Origin of the sequence: Parabacteroides massiliensis (genome assembly GCF_900155425.1) — a bacterium.
Lineage (GTDB): Bacteria > Bacteroidota > Bacteroidia > Bacteroidales > Tannerellaceae > Parabacteroides > Parabacteroides massiliensis.
Genome location: NZ_LT700191.1, coordinates 1416905 through 1438583 on the forward strand (window position 1 = coordinate 1416905; position 21679 = coordinate 1438583).

Here is a 21679-nt window from a genome sequence, read left to right on the forward strand (position 1 = left end):
ACCTGAAAGCTGTCAAAGGAAGTTTGCCTGGCTATGTTATATTGAAAAAGTGCCGGAGAGGAGGGTATGAAGCCTCCTTCCCGGCACTTTTTTCAGATTAGGAGATGTCTCTTATTGATATATTATTTAATTCATTACTTTTGTAGGAAAGAAAAACAAAAGACGTACCATGAAGACATTGAACAACCTTATCATCGGAGCCGGCCTTTTGGCGACAGTTTCTCCGATGCTGGCTGCCGACAGAACGGAAGCGGCTGGTGAACGCCCGAACATCCTCTTTATCCTCTCCGACGACCATACTTCGCAGGCGTGGGGTATATATGGGGGAATCCTGCGTGATTATGTGAAAAATGAGAATATCCGCCGCCTGGCTGCTGAAGGGTGTGTGCTCGACAACTGCTTTTGTACGAACTCGATCTCTGCACCCAGCCGTGCAGCGATTATGACAGGCGCTTACAGCCATCATAACGGAGTCTACACGCTCGAAGACAGGCTTGATCCTGCTTTGGACAACATCGCGAAACGTATGCAAGAGGGAGGATACCAAACTGCTCTTTTCGGCAAGTGGCATCTTAAAACGCAGCCGTCGGGATTCGACACCTTTTCTGTTTTCCATGACCAGGGAGAATATTGGGATCCGCTGTTCAAGACCGCTGAAGGCTGGGTGGATGATGATCAGGGAAAGAGTGGAAAGGTGGAGAAAGGTTTTTCGACTGACTTGGTGACTGACAAGACGATCCAGTGGATCCGTTCGCGGGATAAGGATCAGCCCTTCATGATGTGTTGCCATTTCAAGGCAACGCACGAACCGTGGGATTTTCCCGAACGGCTGAAACATATCTATGACGGGGTTACATTCCCCGAACCGGCCAACATGATGGAGTTCGGGCCGGAAGAATCCGGGCGTACCTTCCCCGGACAACCGTTGGAGGACATGGCACGCCGTTGGGGCATCGCATCGAAAGACCCAGACTCGTGGTGGTGTAAGTATCCGGAACTGCCTTTCTCCATAGAAGGAATGAACAAGGAAGATGCACGCCGGAAAATCTATCAGAAATTGATTCGCGACTACCTGCGTTGCGGAGCGGCCATCGACGACAATATCGGCCGTCTGCTGCGTTTCCTCGATGAAGAAGGGCTGTCGAAGAACACAATAGTGGTGTATGTTTCCGATCAGGGCTATTTCCTTGGTGAGCACGGCATGTTCGATAAGCGTATGATGTTCGAGGAACCGTTGCGCATGCCTTTTGTCATCCGTTACCCGAAGGAAATTCCTGCCGGGACGCGTAACGCCGATATCATCCTCAACACTGACTTTGCCGCCACGTTGGCTGACTATGCCGGAGTGAACGCCCCTTCGTGCAGTGAAGGTCGCAGCTTCCGTGACAACCTGAGAGGCGAGACTCCGCGCGACTGGCGACAGTCCATGTATTATCGCTACTGGACACATCACAAAATACGTCCGGCCCATATGGGGATCCGAAACCATCGTTATAAACTGATGTTCCTCTATGGCGATCCGCTGAATGCTACGGGTTCGGAAAAGACACCGGTCACGCCGTCGTGGGAGTTTTATGACCTGCTCGCCGATCCGCACGAAGACCATAATGTCTATGGTTCCCCAGCCTATGCCGGTGAAATCGAGAAGATGAAACGCGAACTGTTGAAACTCCGCCGCGAGGTTGGTGATACAGATACTGCAACACCTCGGATGAAGGAGATTATGGATAAATATTACTGGTAAGAGACAGGAATGCTGGTAAAATCGGAAGATCATCCATATTTATAGGCATTTTATCTATTTTCTTTTTAGATGAAAAGGCTTTCCTTTGCCCCATATATTGATTCGTAATGATCATGAAGGTGAAAATAATGACACATTTTTGCAATTGCGCCGTTGTTGCGTTATTGTCTCTTGCCGCCTGCGCGGAGGTCCCCGATGGTAAGACCGGAGTTGAATGGAAAGAACCTGCTTCCGGAGTGTGGCAAATATCTGTCGGTAAACCTGAAAAGTTGAATCTGCTGAGTGAACTCGACCTGCATCCGAAGTGGAATGCTATCAATGCGATGCCGAAAGCCGAGCTGCCCGTCAACCGTAATGAGATCCGTTTCGAGGAGGTGGACGGCAAGACCTATATCCGTTTCCCGCTTGACAAGGGGGAAAAGATTTTCGGTCTCGGCCTGAACTTCAAAACGGTCGAACAGCGCGGGCGGATCCTTGAACTGCATGTCGACCATTATGGAGGCAAGGATAACGGACGAACCCATGCGCCGGTTCCTTTCTTCGTCTCCAGCAAAGGCTATGGGGCTTTCATCAACTCTGCCCGTTATATCAAAGCGTATGTCGGAACCGGTGTCCGTAAGGATAGCCAGAATCCGCCAGCGGTGCAGGACCGCAATACCGATCCCGGCTGGAGTGCGCAGCCCTATTCCGATAACCTTGAATTTTTGGTTCCTGCCGAAGGTGTCGAGGTGGTTTTGTTTGCCGGACAGGATATGCAGGATGTTGTACGCCGTTTCAATCTCTTCAACGGAGGAGGTGTGCTACCTCCGAAATGGGGACTGGGTTTCTGGCATCGTGTCCCGACCCTTTTCACCGACCGGCAGGTGCAGGACGAGATAGCCGAGTTCCGGAAACGGGGTTTCCCGCTTACCGTGATCGGCTTGGAACCGGGGTGGATGAGCCGTGCCTATCCTTGTACCTATGAATGGGATGCCACCCGCTTCCCCGAACCCGAAAAGTTTGTGAACGACCTTTTGCAGAAACATATTCGTACAAACCTCTGGTTTAATCCCGGTGTCTCTCCGGAATGTGAAATACGGGATGCCATTGAACCTTACACGGCTTCCCATACGGAATGGAACGGTCTGGTTCCGGATTACCGGATGCCTGAGGCACGCCGGATCATGCTGGATCATTTCAAAAAACACCAGTTGGACTTGGGAATCAGCGGGTATAAGATGGATGAGAATGATGGCTATGACAACTGGCTGTGGCCAGATGTCGCAACTTTTCCTTCCGGTACGCCGGCTGAACAGATGCGACAGCTCTACGGATCCTTGATGCAACGCATGACAACAGATCTGTATCGCGAGAAAAACCTGCGTACCTACGGGCTTGTTCGTGCCGGAAATGCCGGTACTTCCTCCTTCCCGTATGTTATCTATAACGATTATTATAATCATCGTGACTTTATCACGGCGTTGATCAACAGCTCGTTCATCGGTGTGTTGTGGACGCCTGAAGTTCGTGCCTCCAAAACTTCCGAAGAATGGTTGCGTCGCATGCAGACTGTTTGTTTCTCTCCGATCGCCATGCTGGATGCTTGGGCGGACGGGACGAAGCCGTGGTCTTTCCCTGATGTGGAGAAACAGGTAAACGAAATCTCCCTGCTTCGTATGCGGCTGATCCCGTATCTTTATACGGCATTTGCCGATTATGCTTTCGAGGGGACACCTCCCATGCGTGCCATGAACCTCGAACCGGGCTATACTGCCAATGAACAGATCGAGAAGGGCAGGCTCGACGGAACTGAAAATCCGTATGCTATGGCGGTCAAACGCGAAATGAAGGATCAGTTTATGGTCGGTGAAAATCTGCTGATCGCTCCTCTCTTTGCCGGCGAAACCGAACGGAAGGTCATCCTCCCGCAAGGCAGATGGTATGATTTTTATACCGGTAAATTGGCAGGGGAGGGCGAAGTCATTACCGTTTCTCCCGGTCTCGACCGTATTCCTGTTTATGTGAAGGACGGTGGGATCGTTCCGCTTTGTCCGCCTGTAACTGAGCTGGACGGTACGAAACTACCGCTCGAGATCCGCCATTACGGTTCCAAGCCCGGCACTTTCCGCCTGTACGACGATGACGGGGAAACCTATAATTACGAGAAGGGTGAATATACCTATCTTACCATTACGGTCGATGTTTCTCCTGACGGGGGCAAACAGGGAAAAGTCTCTGTCCCGGACGGCCGGCAAGTTTGGTCGTATAACGGAGAATATACGTTCCGCTATATGACGGAGTAGTTATCCTTTCTTCATCTTCCTATATTCCCGTGGCGGCATCCCCATGATCTTGCTGAAAAGGCGCGAAAAATAGTAGGTATCTTCGATGCCTATCTTATAGCAGACCTGATTCACTTTCATGTCTGTGAAGTCTAAGAGCTGGCAAGCCTGCTGTATTTTTAGCTGGTTGAAGTAAGTCAGCGGTGCATAGCCTGTCCGTTGGCTGAACAGGACAGAGAAGTGGGAGGAAGAATAACCCGTGTGGGTGGCGATTTCCTGCAATGTCAGTTTCTTTTCGATGTTTTCCTTCATGAAATGGATGGCGGCCGTTACGATATCGTTCTTTTCAGGTTCGTGGCGGGCGGCGTCCCGGTACTGTTGCAAATAGCGTAATGTTCCGAGGTAGTGGTAAAAGATGGAACAGGCATACAGCAAGTTCTCATGGCTGTAGCCCATTTCCAGTGTTCGAAGTATCTCTTCGAACATGTCAATCCGGTTACTGATGCGGGAGTGCATCCCCGGTTTGATCTCTATCGGGTGTGTACATTGCTTGGCGAAATGGGAGGCCAGCTTTCCTTTAAAATGAATCCAGTAGATTGTCCACGGGTCCTCCTCGTTGGCACCGTAAGCATGCGGTTTTCCTGCCGGCAGGATGAAATATTGGTTGGCAGTCACCTGAAATTCATGCCCTTCCGTTCGGTACCACCCCGATCCCTCTATGCAATAGATGAAAACAAACTGAGTGATCGGTTCCTGCCGCTCCCGAAAATGATGCCACGCTTTCGGGTAATATCCGATATCGGTAATGTGCAAAATGGAGGAAATAGGATCTTCTTCCATCTCATGGATGATTGGTTGTGGAAGGACAAGCGCCCGTTCTCCGCTGAAACCGTCTTTTCTTCTGATCATAATATGTTGATTTAGGAATGATACAAACTTACAATTAAAATCGGAAGATTGTCCATCTATATAAATTTTTTATCTATTTATTCTTCTCGCAAAAGGTATTTACTTTGTACCTGTATCTTAATCATTCATTTACGGCAGATAACTTAATTACTAATTATCATGAAGCAAACGACAACCTATTTACTACTGATTTGCCTCGTTTCGGCAATGGGCGGATTACTGTTCGGTTACGACTGGGTGGTGATCGGAGGAGCCAAGATATTTTATGAACCCTTTTTCAACCTGGAAGGTTCGGCGGCCCTTCGCGGTTGGGCAATGAGCAGTGCGCTTGTCGGGTGCCTCGTGGGAGCTTTGCTTTCGGGTGCTTGGAGCGATCGCTACGGGCGTAAGAAAATGCTGATCGCGGCCTCTTTCCTTTTTGTCGCTTCAGCTATCGGGACCGGAGTGGTCGACAGTTTTTTCTGGTTTGTCGTCTACCGCATTATCGGGGGATTCGGTATCGGTATTGCATCGAATGTCTCTCCGGTTTATATAGCAGAAGTTTCTCCTGCATCCGTCCGTGGCAAGTTTGTTTCACTCAACCAGCTGACGATCGTGTTAGGTATTTTGATGGCCCAGTTGGCGAACTGGCAGATCGGTGAATATTTTACAGCCGGCAGCGAGACGCTGAGTGTGGAAAGTATCGAATGGGCTTGGCGTTGGATGTTTTGGGCCGAGCTAGTTCCGGCAGGATTGTTCTTTGTCCTCTCCTTTGTGATTCCCGAAAGTCCCCGCTGGCTGGCTACGGCCGGACGATCTGACGAGGCCGGTAAGATCCTCGTACGTGTTGGCGGGGCGGAGTATGCCGGACAGACGCTCTCCGAATTGAAACAGTTGAACGAAGACAAGAAAGAAAAGGCCAATTGGGGCGCTCTGTTGCAGCCCGGCGTGAGGATGGTATTGGTGATCGGGATCGTACTGGCTGTTTTTCAGCAATGGTGCGGGATTAATGTGATCTTCAATTATGCGCAGGAAATCTTTTCGGCTGCCGGCTATGCCGTGTCCGATGTCCTGATGAATATCGTGGTGACGGGTGTGACGAACGTGATCTTTACGTTTGTCGCCATCTATACGGTAGATAAATGGGGGCGGCGCACGCTGATGTTTGTCGGTTCGGCCGGGCTGGCGGTGATCTACTTTATTTTAGGAACCTGCTATTTTTTAGGAGTAAACGGCTGGCCGATGTTGCTCTTGGTCGTTTTGGCGATTGCCTGTTATGCGATGTCTCTGGCGCCGGTGGTCTGGGTGGTACTTTCTGAAATCTTCCCCGTCCGTATACGTGGGATGGCAATGGCACTTTCCACCTTCTTCCTTTGGGTGGCTTGTTTCTTGCTTACTTATACCTTCCCGATCCTGAATGAAGCGGTCGGCGCTTCGGGTACGTTCTGGCTGTATGGCGGGATTTGTCTGGCCGGTTTCCTCTTTATACGGGCTAATCTCCCTGAAACCAAGGGTAAGACATTGGAAGAACTGGAAAAAGAATTAACGAAATAAATTAAGAATATGGCAGAAAGTGTAAAAGTTTGGGAGGAAGATATCCTTCTTCCTACATACGGCATCGGAAAACCAGAAAAGAATCCGATGTTCCTGGAAAAACGCGTATACCAGGGAAGCAGCGGGGTCGTGTACCCATATCCTGTAATTGAGAAGATCGAAGATACTTGTGAGGATAAGTCCTATCATGCCGTGTATCTGGAAAATGAATATATAAAGGTGATGATCCTGCCGGAATTGGGTGGACGGGTACAGATGGCGTACGACAAGATCAAGCAGCGTCATTTCATCTATTACAACCATGTGATCAAACCTGCTCTGGTCGGACTGACAGGCCCTTGGATTTCCGGTGGTATCGAGTTCAACTGGCCGCAGCACCACCGTCCGAGTACGTTCCTTCCGGTAGATTACTCGATCGAGAAAAAGCCGGACGGCAGTGTGGTTGTTTGGGTCAGCGAAAGAGAACGTATGTTCCACCAGAAAGGAATGGCTGGGTTCACGTTACGTCCGGGACGTGCTGTTTTGGAAATACAGGGTAAGGTGTACAATCCGACTCCTGTTCCGCAGACTTTTCTTTGGTGGGCGAATCCGGCGGTTGCCGTGAACGAGCAGTATCAGTCTGTCTTCCCCGGTGATGTGAACGCCGTGTTCGATCATGGAAAGCGGGATGTCTCGCGCTACCCGATCGCTACCGGAACCTATTACAAGATGGACTATTCGGCAGGAGTCGATATCTCCCGCTATAAGAATATTCCCGTGCCGACATCCTATATGGCAATCCGTTCCAAATATGATTTTGTCGGCGGCTATGAAAACGATACCCGTGCCGGTGTCCTGCACGTAGCCGACCACCATGTCTCTCCGGGCAAAAAGCAATGGACTTGGGGAAACGGCGATTTCGGGCAGGCTTGGGATCGTAACCTGACGGATGCGGACGGCCCTTATATCGAGTTGATGACGGGAGTCTACACCGATAACCAACCAGATTTCTCCTGGTTGCAACCGTATGAAGAAAAGACTTTCACCCAGTATTTTATGCCATACCGGGAATTGGGAGTGGTGAAGAATGCTTCTTCCGACCTGTTGATGAACATTGAACCGGAAGGCAATGCTTCCCGCTTGAAAATCTTCGCTACTTCGGCACAGAAGGATTTGCATATCATGGTAACGAAAGGGGAGGAACAAGTCCTGGATATCATTTGTGATATTACACCTGAAACAATCCTCGAAGAGTGGGTTCCGGTCGATACTCTGACCGATATCCGTGTTTCTATCTGTAATTCGAAGGGAAAACTCCTTCTATCTTGGGAACCTGAACCCAATGAGATAAAAGAAGTGCCTGAACCGGCAAAAGCCGCTCTTGATCCGAAGGATATCCGGACGACGGAACAGCTTTACCTAACCGGTTTGCATCTTGAACAATATCGTCATGCGACCTATTCCGCAACCGACTATTATGAAGAGGCGCTCAGCCGTGATCCGGATGATGTCCGCAACAATAACGCAATGGGATTGTGGCTGATCCGCAAGGGGCAGTTTGCAAAAGCCGAACCTTATTTGCGTCGTGCTGTCAAGACGTTGACGGAAAAGAACCCGAACCCGTATGACGGCGAGCCTTTGTATAATCTCGGGTTGTCGCTTAAATACCAGGGCAAGACCGATGAGGCCTACGACTGTTTCTATAAAGCCTGTTGGAATGCAGCCTGGCAGGATGCCGGATATTATTCACTGGCCCAGTTGTCCGCTTCGAAAGGTAATTGGGAGGATGCTTTGTATGAAATCGATAAATCCCTGCTCCGTAACTGGCATAATTTGCGCGGTCGCCATTTGAAGGCTATCGTTCTCCGCCATCTCGGACGTGTGGACGAGGCGTTGGCCTTGATCCGGGAATCTCTCGCGATCGACCGTTTCAACTTCGGCTGTAGTTTTGAAGAGTATCTGTTGACAGGCGAGAAGGCTGTCCTGGATGACCTGCTTGTACGGATGCGTTCGGAAGGGCATAACTACGAGGAATTATCGCTCGACTATGCCTCTGCCGGCTGCTTCGAAGAAGCCTTGAAAGTGGTTGAAGCCGCTTTCGAAGGGGTTGTTTCGGAACGCACATTGCTGCATTATTATAAAAGCTGGTTCCTGTTATCCTTAGGTCGTCTGAAAGAGGCTGAAATGGCTATCTGCGTTGCCGAGCATCAACCGGCTGACTGTTGTTTCCCGAATGCCCTCGAAGCGATCACGGCTTTACAGGCGGTAATCCGGTTTGCGGATGTCGCACCCAAAGCTCATTATTATTTAGGTAACCTGTGGTACGACAAGCGGCAGTACCCTGAAGCGATAGCTGAATGGGAGAAGTCGGTCGAACAGGACGATACGTTTCCGACGGTTCTCCGTAATTTGTCACTGGCCTATTTCAACAAACTGAATAAACAGCAGGAAGCAGTGGCTCTGCTCGAAAAGGCGTTTAAATTGGATATACAGGATGCCCGTATTCTGATGGAGCTTGACCAACTGTATAAGCGTCTGAACCGTTCCCATGCCGATCGTCTGGCTTTTTTGGAGAAATATCGGGAGGTTGCCTTTTCCCGAGATGACCTTTATCTGGAATATGTCACCTTATTGAACCAGTCAGGACGTTACGAAGAAGCGATCCGCATGATCGATGCCCGCCGTTTTCATCCCTGGGAAGGGGGAGAGGGGAAAGTCCCGGCACAGTATCAGTTGGCACGCGTCGAGTTGGTAAAAACCTACCTGAAAGCCGGAGAGAATGAAAAAGCATTGGACTTGATTGAAGAATGCTTCATCTATCCCCATAACTTAGGCGAAGGAAAACTCTATGGCGCCCAGGAGAACGATTTCAATTACTATAAAGCTTGCGCTTTACAAGCGTTGGAGCGTGAAACTGAAGCACGTGAACTGTTCCTGGCTGCCAGTATTGGGAATAGTCAACCAGCAGCCGCCATGTACTACAATGACCAGAAACCGGATAAGATCTTCTATCAGGGACTGGCTCTCCGTAAGTTGGGACGTGAAGATGAAGCCCGCGGGCGTTTTAACCGGCTGATCGACTTTGGAGAGAAACATTTGTTCGACACCTTCAAGATGGACTATTTCGCCGTTTCACTTCCCGATCTCCAGATTTGGGAAGACGACATGGACAAGAAGAACCGCATCCATTGCAACTACTTGATGGGATTGGGACATCTCGGACTCGGCAACCTCGACAAGGCAGAACGTTATTTCCATATTGCTGCCGGAATGGATAATAATCACCAGGGAGTACAGATACATTTGCAAATGGTCGGGAACCTAATATAACGAAACAAGTCGATGTACAGAAATATGAATTACTTAAACTGATAGGATTATGAAGCAGGTGAACTTCTTTTTATTTTGGGCTTTGATAAGCCTGGTATTCTTTCTTTCCTGTAAAGAGACTTCTTCCGAACTGTCTTTGGCTGGTGAGTGGCAATTTGCTTTGGATCCGGCAGATGCCGGAATAGGGCAGGAGTGGCAGAATAAAGACTTGAGAGACGTTGTCCGTTTGCCGGGTTCATTACAAGAACAAGGGAAAGGCGAAGATGTCAGCCTGGATACCCGGTGGACCGGACAGGTAGTTGATAGTTCCTGGTATAATGCTCCCGAATATGCCAAATATCGGCAACCGGGTAATATCAAAGTTCCTTTCTGGTTAAATCCGGACAAGCATTATGTAGGTGTAGCCTGGTATCGGAAGAAGGTGAATATCCCCTCCGGTTGGGAGAACCGACCGGTTATCCTCTATTTGGAGCGGACACATTGGGCGACGACACTCTATGTGGACGGTAAGAAAACCGGTGAACAGAATTCCCTTCAGACCCCTAACCGTTTTGTCCTGGATGGCCTGCAAGCTGGAGAGCATACAATTACATTGCGTGTGGATAACCGCCTTTATGTAGATGTCGGAATAAATGCACATAGTGTCTCCGACCATACGCAAAGTAACTGGAACGGCATTATCGGGGATATCAAGCTGTCGGCAAAACCTTCCCGGTATATCGAATCCGTCCAAATCTATCCGGATATAGAGAAAAGGCAGGCTAAATTAAAAATACGGCTGGCGGGAAATGCCGGAAAAGATAACTTGACTCTTTCCTTGCAGGCGGAAACTGCTTCAGGAGATCCGGTCGGTGAATCTGTCCAGGTGGAAATCGATGCAAAGGACTCGGATAGTTATATCGAAGCGACTATGGATATGGGACAAGACTTAAAAACCTGGTCAGAGCATACCCCAAATGTCTACAGGATGAATGTCTTGTTGCAGTCACCGGATGGAGTTGACAGAAAGACTTACGATTTCGGTTTCCGTGAGTTCAAGGCAAACGGTACACGTTTCGAGGTCAACGGGCAGCCCATTTTCCTACGTGGTACGCTCGAATGCTGTATATTTCCGCTGACAGGGTATCCCGCCATGCAAAATGATTATTGGGCGAAGATCTACCGTACTTGTAAAGAATATGGTTTGAATCATGTCCGTTTCCATTCCTGGTGTCCTCCGGAAGCCGCTTTTCATGTGGCCGATAGTATGGGAATTTACCTGCAAGTAGAATGCGGCGGATGGGCGGAAGTCGGTAGTGGCAAACCGCAGGATCAGTGGTTGAAGGAGGAGAGCGACCGCATCCTTGAAGAATACGGCAACCATCCTTCTTTCTGTATGATGGTCTACGGTAATGAACCCGGTGGGGCAGACCAGGTACGCTATCTTTCCGGTCTGGTCGATCATTGGAAGAGGGAAGATCCTCGCCGTGTTTATTCCAGCGCTGCCGGATGGCCGTATGTGGAAAATGCCGACTACTGGAACACCCCCAATCCACGTATACAGGCTTGGGGCGCCGGTATCAACAGTATTATCAACAGGGAAGCTCCCCGGACGGATTATGATTTTGTAGACAAGATCCGAACTAATATGCCGACTGTCAGTCACGAAATCGGGCAGTGGTGCGTCTATCCTAACTTCAAGGAAATAGAGAAATATACAGGTGTACTGAAGGCCAAAAACTTGGAAATATTCAAGGAGACTTTAGCCGAGAAAGGCATGGAAGATATGGGAGAGAAATTCCTCTATGCTTCCGGTCGTCTGCAGACCCTTTGCTATAAGGCTGATATCGAAGCAGCTCTCCGTACATTGGGTTTTGCCGGTTTTCAACTGCTTGACTTGCATGATTTCCCCGGACAGGGAACGGCTTTGGTCGGTGTGCTCGACCCCTTTTGGGACGATAAAGGATATGTAACGGGTGAAGAATACCGCACGTTCTGTAACAGCACTGTTCCGCTGGCCCGCTTTCCGAAAATGGTTTGGTTGAATAATGAAAAACTGGAAGTTCCGTTGGAAATAGCTCACTTCGGCGAGAAACCGCTTCCCGAAACAACGATTCGCTGGACTGTTTCGACTGCAGATAAACAGATATTGAAGGAAGGCTCTTTCACGCGTGAGATCCCCCTTGGTAATTGCATACCTGCCGGAACGGTCCTCTGTGATCTGTCTGGGATCAAGGAGCCTTCCCAACTTCTTGTCTCTGTTCGAGTCGAGAACACGGATATACGGAATCAGTGGAATATCTGGGTCTATCCGGCAGTGAAAAAAACGATCGATAATCTCCCGTATATTACGACACGTCTGGATCGGGCGGCGCAGGATAAACTGAATAAGGGTGAATCTGTCCTACTGTTGACCTATGGGACTGTCCCGCCTGAAAAGGGAGGTGACATAGCTGTCGGATTCTCCAGTATCTTCTGGAATACGGCTTGGACTCGCGGGCAGGCTCCGCATACGCTTGGTGTCTGCTGTGATGCCAAACATCCGGCATTGGCCGCTTTCCCGAATGAGGGAGTGAGTGACTACCAATGGTGGGATCTGATGAACCGTTGCAATGCCATGATTTTAGATGATTATCCGAAGGATTTCCGTCCGATTGTCCATATTGTCGACGACTGGTTTACGAACCGTAAACTCGGAATGCTTTACGAAGCCCATGTCGGAAAAGGCAAATTGTTGGTTTGTGGTGCCGATCTGCAAAACGATTTGGATAAACGTCCGGCGGCGGCCCAGTTTCGGCAAAGCCTTTTGGAATATATGACATCCGAATCGTTCAACCCATCGCAGGAGTTGAAAATAGAAGACGTATTATACACTAAATAAGAGCAAAGAATGAAAAGACTCTCTATGTTATTGATCGGCCTGTTTGCTTGCCTGATGGTTCAGGCGGCACAGACCGACCGGATGGATCTCTCCGGCCTGTGGCGTTTTCAACTGGATCCGATGGGATTCGGCAAGACTCCCGGATCTGAATTGTATTTGAGTAAACTGACGGAAACGATCGAGCTGCCCGGTTCTATGGATGAAGGGGGCAAAGGGATCCGGAATATCGTAGCCCATGTGGATCGTCTGAGCCGCAAGTTTGAATATTGCGGACAGGCATGGTATCAGCGTGAAGTTGTGATACCCAAAGAATGGGAAGAAAGAGAAATCATTCTCTCGTTGGAACGTTGCCATTGGGAAACTGCCGTTTTTGTGGATGGTGAACCGGTTGCGACCGATGAACGCCTTTCCACTCCGAACCGCTTTATCTTGACGAAGCAATTGACCCCCGGCCTGCATACCCTGACACTATGTGTCGATAACCGTCTGAAATACCCGATGGACCAGTGGAACCACGGAACAACCGAATACACGCAAACTAACTGGAACGGTGTTGTCGGCCGGATGGAACTTATTGCCAAACCGTCCAGCTATATCGGGAAGATGAAAATTTATCCCGATATCGAAGCGAAGAAGGTAAATGTACGCCTTGCCCTCCACGTTACAGGAAACAACCCAACAAAGGGAGAACTCACCCTCCGTATCCGGGAGAAGGATGGTAAAGAAGTTTGCCAGACAGTAATTCCCCTATCTCTTTCCGGCAAAGAGAACAAGATCGAACAAGAACTGGCTTTAGGCAAAGACATAAAACTGTGGAACGAGTTTTCCCCCGCTCTGTATGAACTGATTGCTACCCTTACGACGGAGGCTGGTGAGGACACATATACGTCCGTCTTCGGTATGCGTCATGTAGAACAAGGTCGGCATCATATCCGTGTGAACGGTCGCGATATCCATTTGCGTGGTGTCTTGGACTGTTGCGTCTTTCCGCTTACCGGCTATCCGGCTACGGATGTGAAGGAGTGGAAACGTATTATGGGTACGGTTAAAGACCATGGAATGAACCATGTCCGTTTCCACTCCTGGTGTCCACCGGAAGCCGCTTTCGATGCCGCTGACGAATTAGGATTGTATCTGCAAGTCGAACTTCCGATGTGGATCAAGGATGTAGGGCAATACCCGGCCCGTCGTGACTTTTTCGAGCGGGAAATGTATGCAATATTGGATGAATATGGTAATCATCCTTCCTTTATCCTCTATTGTAACGGTAATGAGAACGAAGGAGACTTTGCTGTTCTCGAAGACCTTGTGAAGAAAGGGCAAGCTTATGACAGCCGTCATCTTTATTCGGCTTCCACAGCTCGTACGCATGTGGCTGCCGATCAATATTATACTTCTCATGTGGCAGCCAGTGTCGGTGATACCAACCGGCGTTGGATCACCGTTTACGAAGGCAAACCTTCTACCGACTGGGATCGTTCCGAAGAATCGGCTATTGATGTTCCGGTCATTGCCCACGAAACAGGACAGCGTTGCATGTACCCTGATTTCGAGGAGATGAAGAAGTATACAGGTGTCCTCGAACCTCGTAACTTCAAAGTCTATCAAGACCGTCTCGCTAAGAACGGCATGTTGCATCAGGCGGGTGATTTTTTCCGGGCGACAGGCGCACATACCGTACTTCAGTATAAGGAGGTGAACGAAGCCTTATTGCGAACTTCCACTTCCGGAGGTTTCCAGTTGCTTGGCCTTTCGGATTTTCCCGGACAAGGAAGTGCTTTTGTCGGCATCTTGGATGCTTTTTGGGAAAGCAAAGGACTGGTGACACCGGAGAAATACCGCGAGTCATGTGCCCCGATCGTCCTGTTGGCACGTCTGCCGAAGCGAACCTATACGAATGCGGAGACTTTTACCGTGAAGATGGAAATTTATCATTTCGGCCCCGAAGCGATCCGTAAAGGCCAGCTGACTTGGCAACTTGAAGATGAAAGCGGAGATATTGCGGCAAGTGGTAAGTTGAGTCATAAGGAAATACCGTTCAGTACGGTCGATTCTTTAGGGGTTATCCATATCCCGTTGGACAAGATCACGACCGCCGGACGCTACACCCTGAAAGCGCGTATTGCCGGGAACATCCGTAACGAATGGGATATATGGGTCTATCCTGCTGTCAAGCAGCCTGCATCCGAAGGCTACAAATATGTTCGCCGGTGGAGCGAAGCGAAAGAACTTCTTCAAAAAGGTGAGAACGTCCTATTGATCCCAGATAGCTGTGCTGGACGAAAAACACATTTTGTCGGCCATTTCTGGAATCCGATCATGTTCAACTGGAAACCGATGATTGTCGGAACGTGCATCGAACATAGACATCCGGTTTTCCGTGACTTTCCGACCTCCTACTACGCAGACTGGCAGTGGTGGGATATCCTGAACTATGCGACAGCTGTCGACTTGACCGATATACGTGCATTGACTCCTGTCATCCAGAGTGTCGATAGCTATGAATTCAACCGCAAGCTCGGTGTCTCGTTTGAGGCCTGTGTCGGTAGCGGTAAGCTGTTTGTCCTTGCGGTCGATCCGGTTAAGGATATAGAGAAACGTCCGGCCATGCAACAACTGTTGATGTCGGTTCGCAATTATGTCGCTTCCGACCGTTTTGCCCCGACTGTCACTTTACAGCCCTACGAGCTCGATGCCCTGTTCGACTACGACAAAATCCGGAAGGCGGAAACTCGTTCGAGTGAAGCTGTCAAGCAATTATTAAATCAATAAATCGTATTTTTGTTGAACAAAAAGAATAATATCGATTTGATACAAATGAAAAGGGAATTTTGGATAACCTGCATAAGTGTATGCCTGTTGGCTGCCTGTTGTGAAAAGGAGTCACTGCCCGTCACCCCGACAGGCAGTGACTTGCAGTTTAATCATTTGGCTAAGACTTGGGATGAAGGTATCCCGTTAGGAAACGCCACAGTAGGGGCTTTGGTTTGGCAACGCGATTCGGCTTTGCGACTTTCGCTGGATCGGACGGATCTTTGGGATCTGCGGCCATCGGATAGTATTGCTGGTGAGAATAACCGCTTTGCCTGGGTATGCGAGCAGGTGAAAAAGAAAGATTACCTGCCGGTACAGAAGAAGTTCGACCATCCTTATGATGCTTTTCCCGCCCCCTCCAAGATACCGGGAGCAGCATTGGAATTCCCTTTGAAGATAGGGAAGGTCTCTTCTGTACATCTTTTCTTGAATAATGCTCTCTGTGAAGTGGTTTGGGAGAACGGAACGAAGTTGAAAACGTTTGTGCACGCTTCCGAACCGGTCGGATGGTTCGTCTTTGAGAATCTACCGGACACGGTCTCACCGGAAATTGTAGCACCTCGCTACAGTAACCCGCATGAGATTGCCGGTGACAACTCACATGCCGGTCCGGCTCTGGGGCGTCTCGGATATGAACAGGGAACGATGCAAAAGGAAAATGGCACGACTACGTTTCACCAAGAAGGTTGGGGAGGCTTTTCGTATGACGTGGTTGTCCGGTGGCAACAGAAAGATGGTACGCTCAGTGGCGTATGGAGCCTGACCTCTTCTTTGGTTACCGACCGTGCAGACCGGGAAACGGCAGAGGCAATGGAGCGTGGCGTGGAGGCAGACTATCGTTCGCATATGGACTTTTGGAAAGACTATTGGGCTCAATCGTCAGTCTCGCTACCGGATACGGTTCTGCAAAAACAGTACGACAATGAGATGTATAAGTTTGGTTCTGCCACACGAGAAGACTCTTATCCTATCTCTCTCCAGGCGGTTTGGACTGCGGATAACGGTCTGTTGCCTCCTTGGAAAGGAGATTATCATCACGATCTGAATACGCAATTGAGCTATTGGCCGGCTTATACCGGTAACCATTTGAAGGAGGGGATGGGGTACTTGAATACCCTTTGGAACCAGCGCGATGTGTATAAGAAATATACTCGCCAGTATTTTGAGACAGATGGCATGAATGTACCCGGTGTCTGTACCTTGACCGGCGAACCGATGGGCGGTTGGATACAGTATTCCATGTCACCGACGGTCGGCGCTTGGTTAGCCCAGCATTTCTACCTGCAATGGAAATATTCTGCAGACCGGACGTTCCTCGAAGAACGTGCATATCCATTCCTGAAAGACGTGGTAACCTATCTGGAGCAGATATCTGTCATTGATGCGAACGGAGTGCGCAAGTTACCGCTGAGTTCCAGTCCGGAGATATTCGACAATTCGATTGATGCCTGGTTCAAGGATATGACGAATTTTGACCTTTCGCTGATGCATTTCGCTTTTGATGCCGCTTCCGAGCTGGCTTCCGAATTGTCTCTGGCAGACGAGGCCGCTCATTGGAAGGCTGTCGGTGCCCAGTTGTCTGATCTGAGTCTGGATGAAGATGGAGCTCTCGCTCTTGCGAAAGGCTTTCCTTACGAACAGTCTCATCGCCATTTTTCGCACGCTATGTCCATTCATCCGCTTGGACTTGTTGATTGGAGCCAAGGCGAGAAATCGCAGAAGATCATAAAGGCGACCTTAAAAAAGCTGCAAGATTTCGGACCGGATTACTGGTGCGGCTATTCCTATAGCTGGTTCGGAAACATGAAAGCCCGTGCTTTTGATGGAGAAGGGGCTGCCGAAGCATTACGGACCTTTGCCGAATGTTTCTGCCTTCCGAATACGTTTCACGCGAATGGAGACCAGACAAAGAGCGGAAAATCAAAGTTTACCTATCGTCCGTTTACTCTTGAAGGCAATTTTGCCTTTGCTGCCGGCGTACAGGAGATGTTGTTGCAAAGTCATACCGGCGTTATCCGGATATTCCCGGCAATCCCAGCTGCTTGGCAAGATGTCGCCTTTGACAAGCTGCGTGCGATGGGGGCCTTTCTTGTCTCGGCCGAAAAGGTAGCAGGACAGGTACGGCAAGTCCGGATACTGCCTGAACAGGGTGGAACGTTACGTTTGGCTATCCCTGAAGGATGCAAAGTCGCTTCCGTAACAGGCAATAAAGGGAAGGAACGGGTAGAGGAAGGTATCCTGATTCTGGAAACACAGAAAGGCGAGACAGTAACCGTGGCATTGTTATAAATAAATTGTTATAAATAGCTACGCCGATAACATAGGGACAGATTATTAAGTCCGTGTTATCGGCGTACTGTGTTTTATGTTTATAAGTGCTTATTCGGATATATTGAAATTGTTTGTTTCTACGACTTCACCATTCTGAAGGAAGACTACTTGATAATTCGCCTTATCTGCCCATTTCCCTTTTTTAGGAGTAACGGTGAGGTTGATTTTTTCGTATGGTTGCAGAGGCTTGACCGTATGACAACCCATTAGTACTCCGTCCTGCTTGATCTCGACCCTCGTTTCTCCTGATGCCGATAATCCGAAGTTCTGGACTTCCAGTCCGATCTCGTTCTGACTTTTCCGGTAAACGGGGCGTCGGCAGGACAATAGAGCCGGCTTGTAATCGATATAAGGTAGGCTCGCATACCCGAACAACAGTTTCCCGTTTTTGTCTTTTCCGATCATTTTCGGAGCGAATTCATCCGGTGTGATACCGCTCCCCTTGCCTTCGAATGTCAGGATAAGGTCTTTTCCTGACACTTCGGTTTTGGTCACTTTACATCCTCTGCCGAAGTTCACCTCATTGTAGGAACCGAACCGCAAGGAGGCCAGATCGATGTCTTGAAGCGGATCGAACCCCTCTTCTGCCAAAATTTTGACTTGAATGGTCGGGGTAGATGCCGTTATTGGGGTTTGGTTCAATACCGATAATAGCATTCCCTTGTTCATCGGGATACAAATGTTTTTCGAACTATGGTTGTCATTGCCATGATCGTCCCATTTGACAGTGTCGATTACGGCAAAGTTCATTTGTTCGACACGCCCTTGTTTGTCTTGAAAGACTTTCGGCCGTTCGTATTTGAACCAATGTTCGACATATCCGTCCCGATGGAAAGAGATTCCTGGCATATAGGCTTCCCCTTGTTCCGTAATCCAGTGAATGCCGTCTTTGGAACGTTGGTAGAAGGCGACTCTTCCCAGCCAGTCATTCACAATCAAGTGGTACTGTAAAGAGTCCCGCCAAATGACCGGATCCTCGAACTCTCCTTTTACAGGAGGATAAACTCGTTTATCCGTTATCTGCTCGTAAGGAGCAATACCATCTTGGCTGATCCAGATGCCTCCTCCACGACAAACCATCAGATATGATCCGTCTTGTCTTTTGGCAAAGCTGAGGTTACTTAATCCCTCGATGATTTTCCGGTCGCGAGGATCGAATTTGAACTTCCCATATTGCCAAGGACCGTTGACATTATCTGCTATGTAATACCCATCGATAACATATACGACGATCCGTCCGTCGTTCAGGATGAAAGCCTCCGGATTGTGCCCTTTCCCAATTGTATCCTGAATGGCAAAAGGTCCGTGCAATCGGTCGCCGGTTGCATGATAGACCGTGGAGTTGGGCCATTCCATGTGTCCTTTGGGTGCGCTTTCGGGCCATCCGCACACAAATAGGTGATATTTCCGGTCAGGCGTCTGTATGATATTACCTCCCCAAAACGAGATGTCGGGACGCTCGATACCGTTGTCGATATAGCGGGGGCGTACACTGTCCGCTCCCCATGTGTCTTTGGATAGCGTACCTTCGGGCATTGCTTTGAAGCGATCCATATAGCGTCCACCTGTAATGAGGTGTTTCCATTCTGCCGGACGTTCCCTTTCCGTGATTTGGGCGGTCAGTGACAAGGGAGCCAGACAGGCTGCTGCAAGCAGCAATCGAATTGAATATATTCCTTTCATTATAGCAGGTCTATATTATCCAGTGTGAGTTTTCCTTCCTGTGCTATTACAGTAGGTTCTATACGTACATAACGGGCAGGAATTGTTTCCTTGAAATAGTGGAAACGTTTGGTCGGATCGTTCACTAAATTGCCAAACTCTACACTTTCCACCGTTTTCCACTGTTTCCCATCGTTGCTGGCTTTGACAACGATTTTGGTCACGCCTCCTTTGAAACTCTTGCCGGCCTGCGGAGCATAAGCCAACCCGTTCAGCCCTTTGTCCTTTCCTAAATCAATAATCAGATACAGCGGATTGCCATTTACTTCCGACAACTTCCAGTCTTTCTTAATCAAACCGAGCCGTTCGCTGGCTACAGTGCCTTTTTCGTCATGCAAAACAGCAATCGCTTTCAATTCACAACGATCCAAAACGATCGGTTCTTTATATTCGGTAGAAGTCTCGTTGGGTTCGGTACCATCTGTCGTATAATAAATCTTATATCCTACATTCAGATTTTCAGCAGCATTCTGTCCGTGAGACTTCCATTCGAAATCTTGCAATTTAGGTTTGATAGTCACTTTTCCATCCATGTCCCGACTAAAACTCAACTGGGGTGGACGAGATTTATAATGATGAGCGGAGATATGGCTGATAGCCGGAGTCAGACGGGATTCTAACAAGCGGAAACGAAGTTTATCGGTCGTCACTTCCGGAAAACGAAGAATACGTTTATAACCGATATTGGTCGAAACCGCAATTTCTTTCCATGCTCCGTCGATCCATGCGTCTATCGCATATTTTTCCACACGTTCGCTATGAGTGGCAATGGCTTCCTGGAGCATGATACGGTTAATTGTCACCGGAGAAGGCGTTGTCACTGTGAATTCCTTATCTTTCATCAACAAATAAGTATCTTCTTTTCCATCCAAGACTTCTTTCGGACCTTTGGCTCCTGCCAACAGGTCAGTACCGTATGTCTCATGAATCCGCTTGCCGGTTTCTTTCAACGATTCGACATCTGCGGGCGAAAATCTGCCGTCACGATTAGGAGGTATGTTCAACAGGAAAGTAGAGTTTCCTCCTACTGCTCGTTCGTAAATATCAAACACATCATCGGCGCTTCTTACTTTCTGGTGTGTATCATCGCGGTAGAACCAGCCTTCGCGGATAGAAGTGTTGGTTTCTGCCTGCTGGTAATGCAAATATTGGGCTTGATATAACTGCTCGCGGTCGCCCAACATAGGATCTGTCATGTCAGCAAACTGTGTCATTGTATCCGGATCTGCCTGGTAAGAGATTACGTTCCATTCCGTCGGACGAGTTCCTCCGGCTTCGTTGCCACACCAGCGTACATCTTCACGGCCGAATATCACGGCATCCGGTGCCAACTTATGGATCATTTCTTTCCAGGCCGGATAGTTGTAAGTCTGCCCTCCTTTGCGCTTCGGGTGTGCACCGTCAAACCACACTTCGTGAACCGGACCGTATTCAGTCAATACTTCAAACAGCTGGTTCAGGAAGTATTCATTATAATCGTCTACTTCAAATTCGAACTTTGTCTGATTGGCAAACGGTCTGCCCGGCACTTCTCGTGGAATGGTACGTTTTGTATATTTACTCAAATTTCCATACAAACCGTCAGGACTTTCTATCTGGAATAAATCGGCCGGTGAAAGATACACTCCTAACTTCAATCCGTATTTCTGACAAGAAGCAGACAGGTCTTTTAAAATGTCTCCTTTCCCATTCCGGAAGTTTGACGACATGATGCCATGCTTCGTATAACGACTTTGCCACAAGACAAACCCGTCATGATGTTTCGCTGTAAAAATGACCATTTTCATTCCGGCCGCTTTCATCGCTTCGCACCATTGGTCGGTATCCAACTCTTTCAGATCGAAGATTTTCGGATCTTCCATCCCGTTCCCCCATTCCATCCGGGTAAAAGTGTTCGGTCCGAAATGAATAAAGGCGATAAATTCATTTTGCAAAGCCGCCAACTGATTGGGAGTAGGCACTACATGAGCCGCTTTTTCAATAATGAGTTCTTTACTGTCACCCTCCTCGATTTTAATCGTATTTTGCAAAGGCATACTTGATTCTTGTGTTTGAGAACAGGCAGAAAGAAGCAATGTTCCTAATAAGAAAGAATAGATTTTTTTCATGTGTTTTAATCTGATAATATATTTAGAAACCAAATATACATTTTAATTCTCTAATTCAACCCATTAACCAGCAGAAAAATATGTAAAG

Annotated in this window: 10 protein-coding genes; 7 read left to right on the top strand and 3 right to left on the bottom strand. The window is 48.7% G+C overall.

The features are described 5' to 3' along the window. Positions 1-169: 169 nt before the first annotated feature. Together BQ9893_RS16895 and BQ9893_RS16900 are read left to right on the top strand one after the other, a co-directional pair. Complete coding sequence (locus BQ9893_RS16895) at positions 170-1744, top strand: sulfatase family protein (protein ID WP_075967009.1); 1575 nt, start codon at positions 170-172, stop codon at positions 1742-1744. A 113-nt stretch (positions 1745-1857) separates the two neighbouring features. Beyond that, positions 1858-4026: a glycoside hydrolase family 31 protein gene (locus BQ9893_RS16900; RefSeq protein WP_075967430.1), complete on the top strand. Its 2169-nt coding sequence runs from the start codon at positions 1858-1860 to the stop codon at positions 4024-4026. On the opposite strand, the gene BQ9893_RS16905 is transcribed toward BQ9893_RS16900, so the two are convergent. Beyond that, a complete protein-coding gene (locus tag BQ9893_RS16905; RefSeq protein ID WP_075967010.1) occupies positions 4027-4914 on the bottom strand; it encodes an AraC family transcriptional regulator in 888 nt (295 codons plus the stop codon). It lies immediately after the preceding gene. 159 nt (positions 4915-5073) lie between these two features. On the opposite strand from BQ9893_RS16905, the gene BQ9893_RS16910 reads away from it, so the two are divergent. The 5 genes from BQ9893_RS16910 to BQ9893_RS16930 are packed head-to-tail and all read left to right on the top strand — an operon-like array spanning position 5074 to position 17719. Next, the gene (locus BQ9893_RS16910; protein WP_075967011.1) at positions 5074-6447 is read left to right on the top strand and encodes a sugar porter family MFS transporter; all 1374 of its coding nucleotides are present in this window, start codon (positions 5074-5076) and stop codon (positions 6445-6447) included. Positions 6448-6456: 9 nt separating this feature from the next. After that, positions 6457-9756 (top strand): DUF5107 domain-containing protein, encoded by a 3300-nt coding sequence (locus tag BQ9893_RS16915; protein WP_075967012.1) that lies wholly within the window; start codon positions 6457-6459, stop codon positions 9754-9756. Positions 9757-9805: 49 nt separating this feature from the next. Next, complete coding sequence (locus tag BQ9893_RS16920) at positions 9806-12616, top strand: sugar-binding domain-containing protein (protein WP_075967013.1); 2811 nt, start codon at positions 9806-9808, stop codon at positions 12614-12616. A gap of 9 nt (positions 12617-12625) precedes the next feature. Next, the gene (locus BQ9893_RS16925; protein ID WP_075967014.1) at positions 12626-15388 is read left to right on the top strand and encodes a glycoside hydrolase family 2 protein; all 2763 of its coding nucleotides are present in this window, start codon (positions 12626-12628) and stop codon (positions 15386-15388) included. A gap of 45 nt (positions 15389-15433) precedes the next feature. Then, a complete protein-coding gene (locus BQ9893_RS16930; protein ID WP_075967431.1) occupies positions 15434-17719 on the top strand; it encodes a glycosyl hydrolase family 95 catalytic domain-containing protein in 2286 nt (761 codons plus the stop codon). A gap of 90 nt (positions 17720-17809) precedes the next feature. Here the strand turns inward: BQ9893_RS16930 and BQ9893_RS16935 are convergent, their stop codons facing one another. Both BQ9893_RS16935 and BQ9893_RS16940 read right to left on the bottom strand, forming a co-directional pair. After that, positions 17810-19444 carry a CARDB domain-containing protein gene (locus tag BQ9893_RS16935; RefSeq protein ID WP_075967015.1) on the bottom strand — a complete coding sequence of 545 codons (1635 nt, stop codon included), beginning with the start codon at positions 19442-19444 and terminating at the stop codon, positions 17810-17812. Then, positions 19444-21591, bottom strand: coding sequence for an alpha-L-fucosidase (locus BQ9893_RS16940; protein WP_075967016.1), 2148 nt, complete (start codon positions 21589-21591; stop codon positions 19444-19446). Before BQ9893_RS16940 ends, BQ9893_RS16935 begins: the two co-directional genes overlap by 1 nt. Positions 21592-21679: the final 88 nt, after the last annotated feature.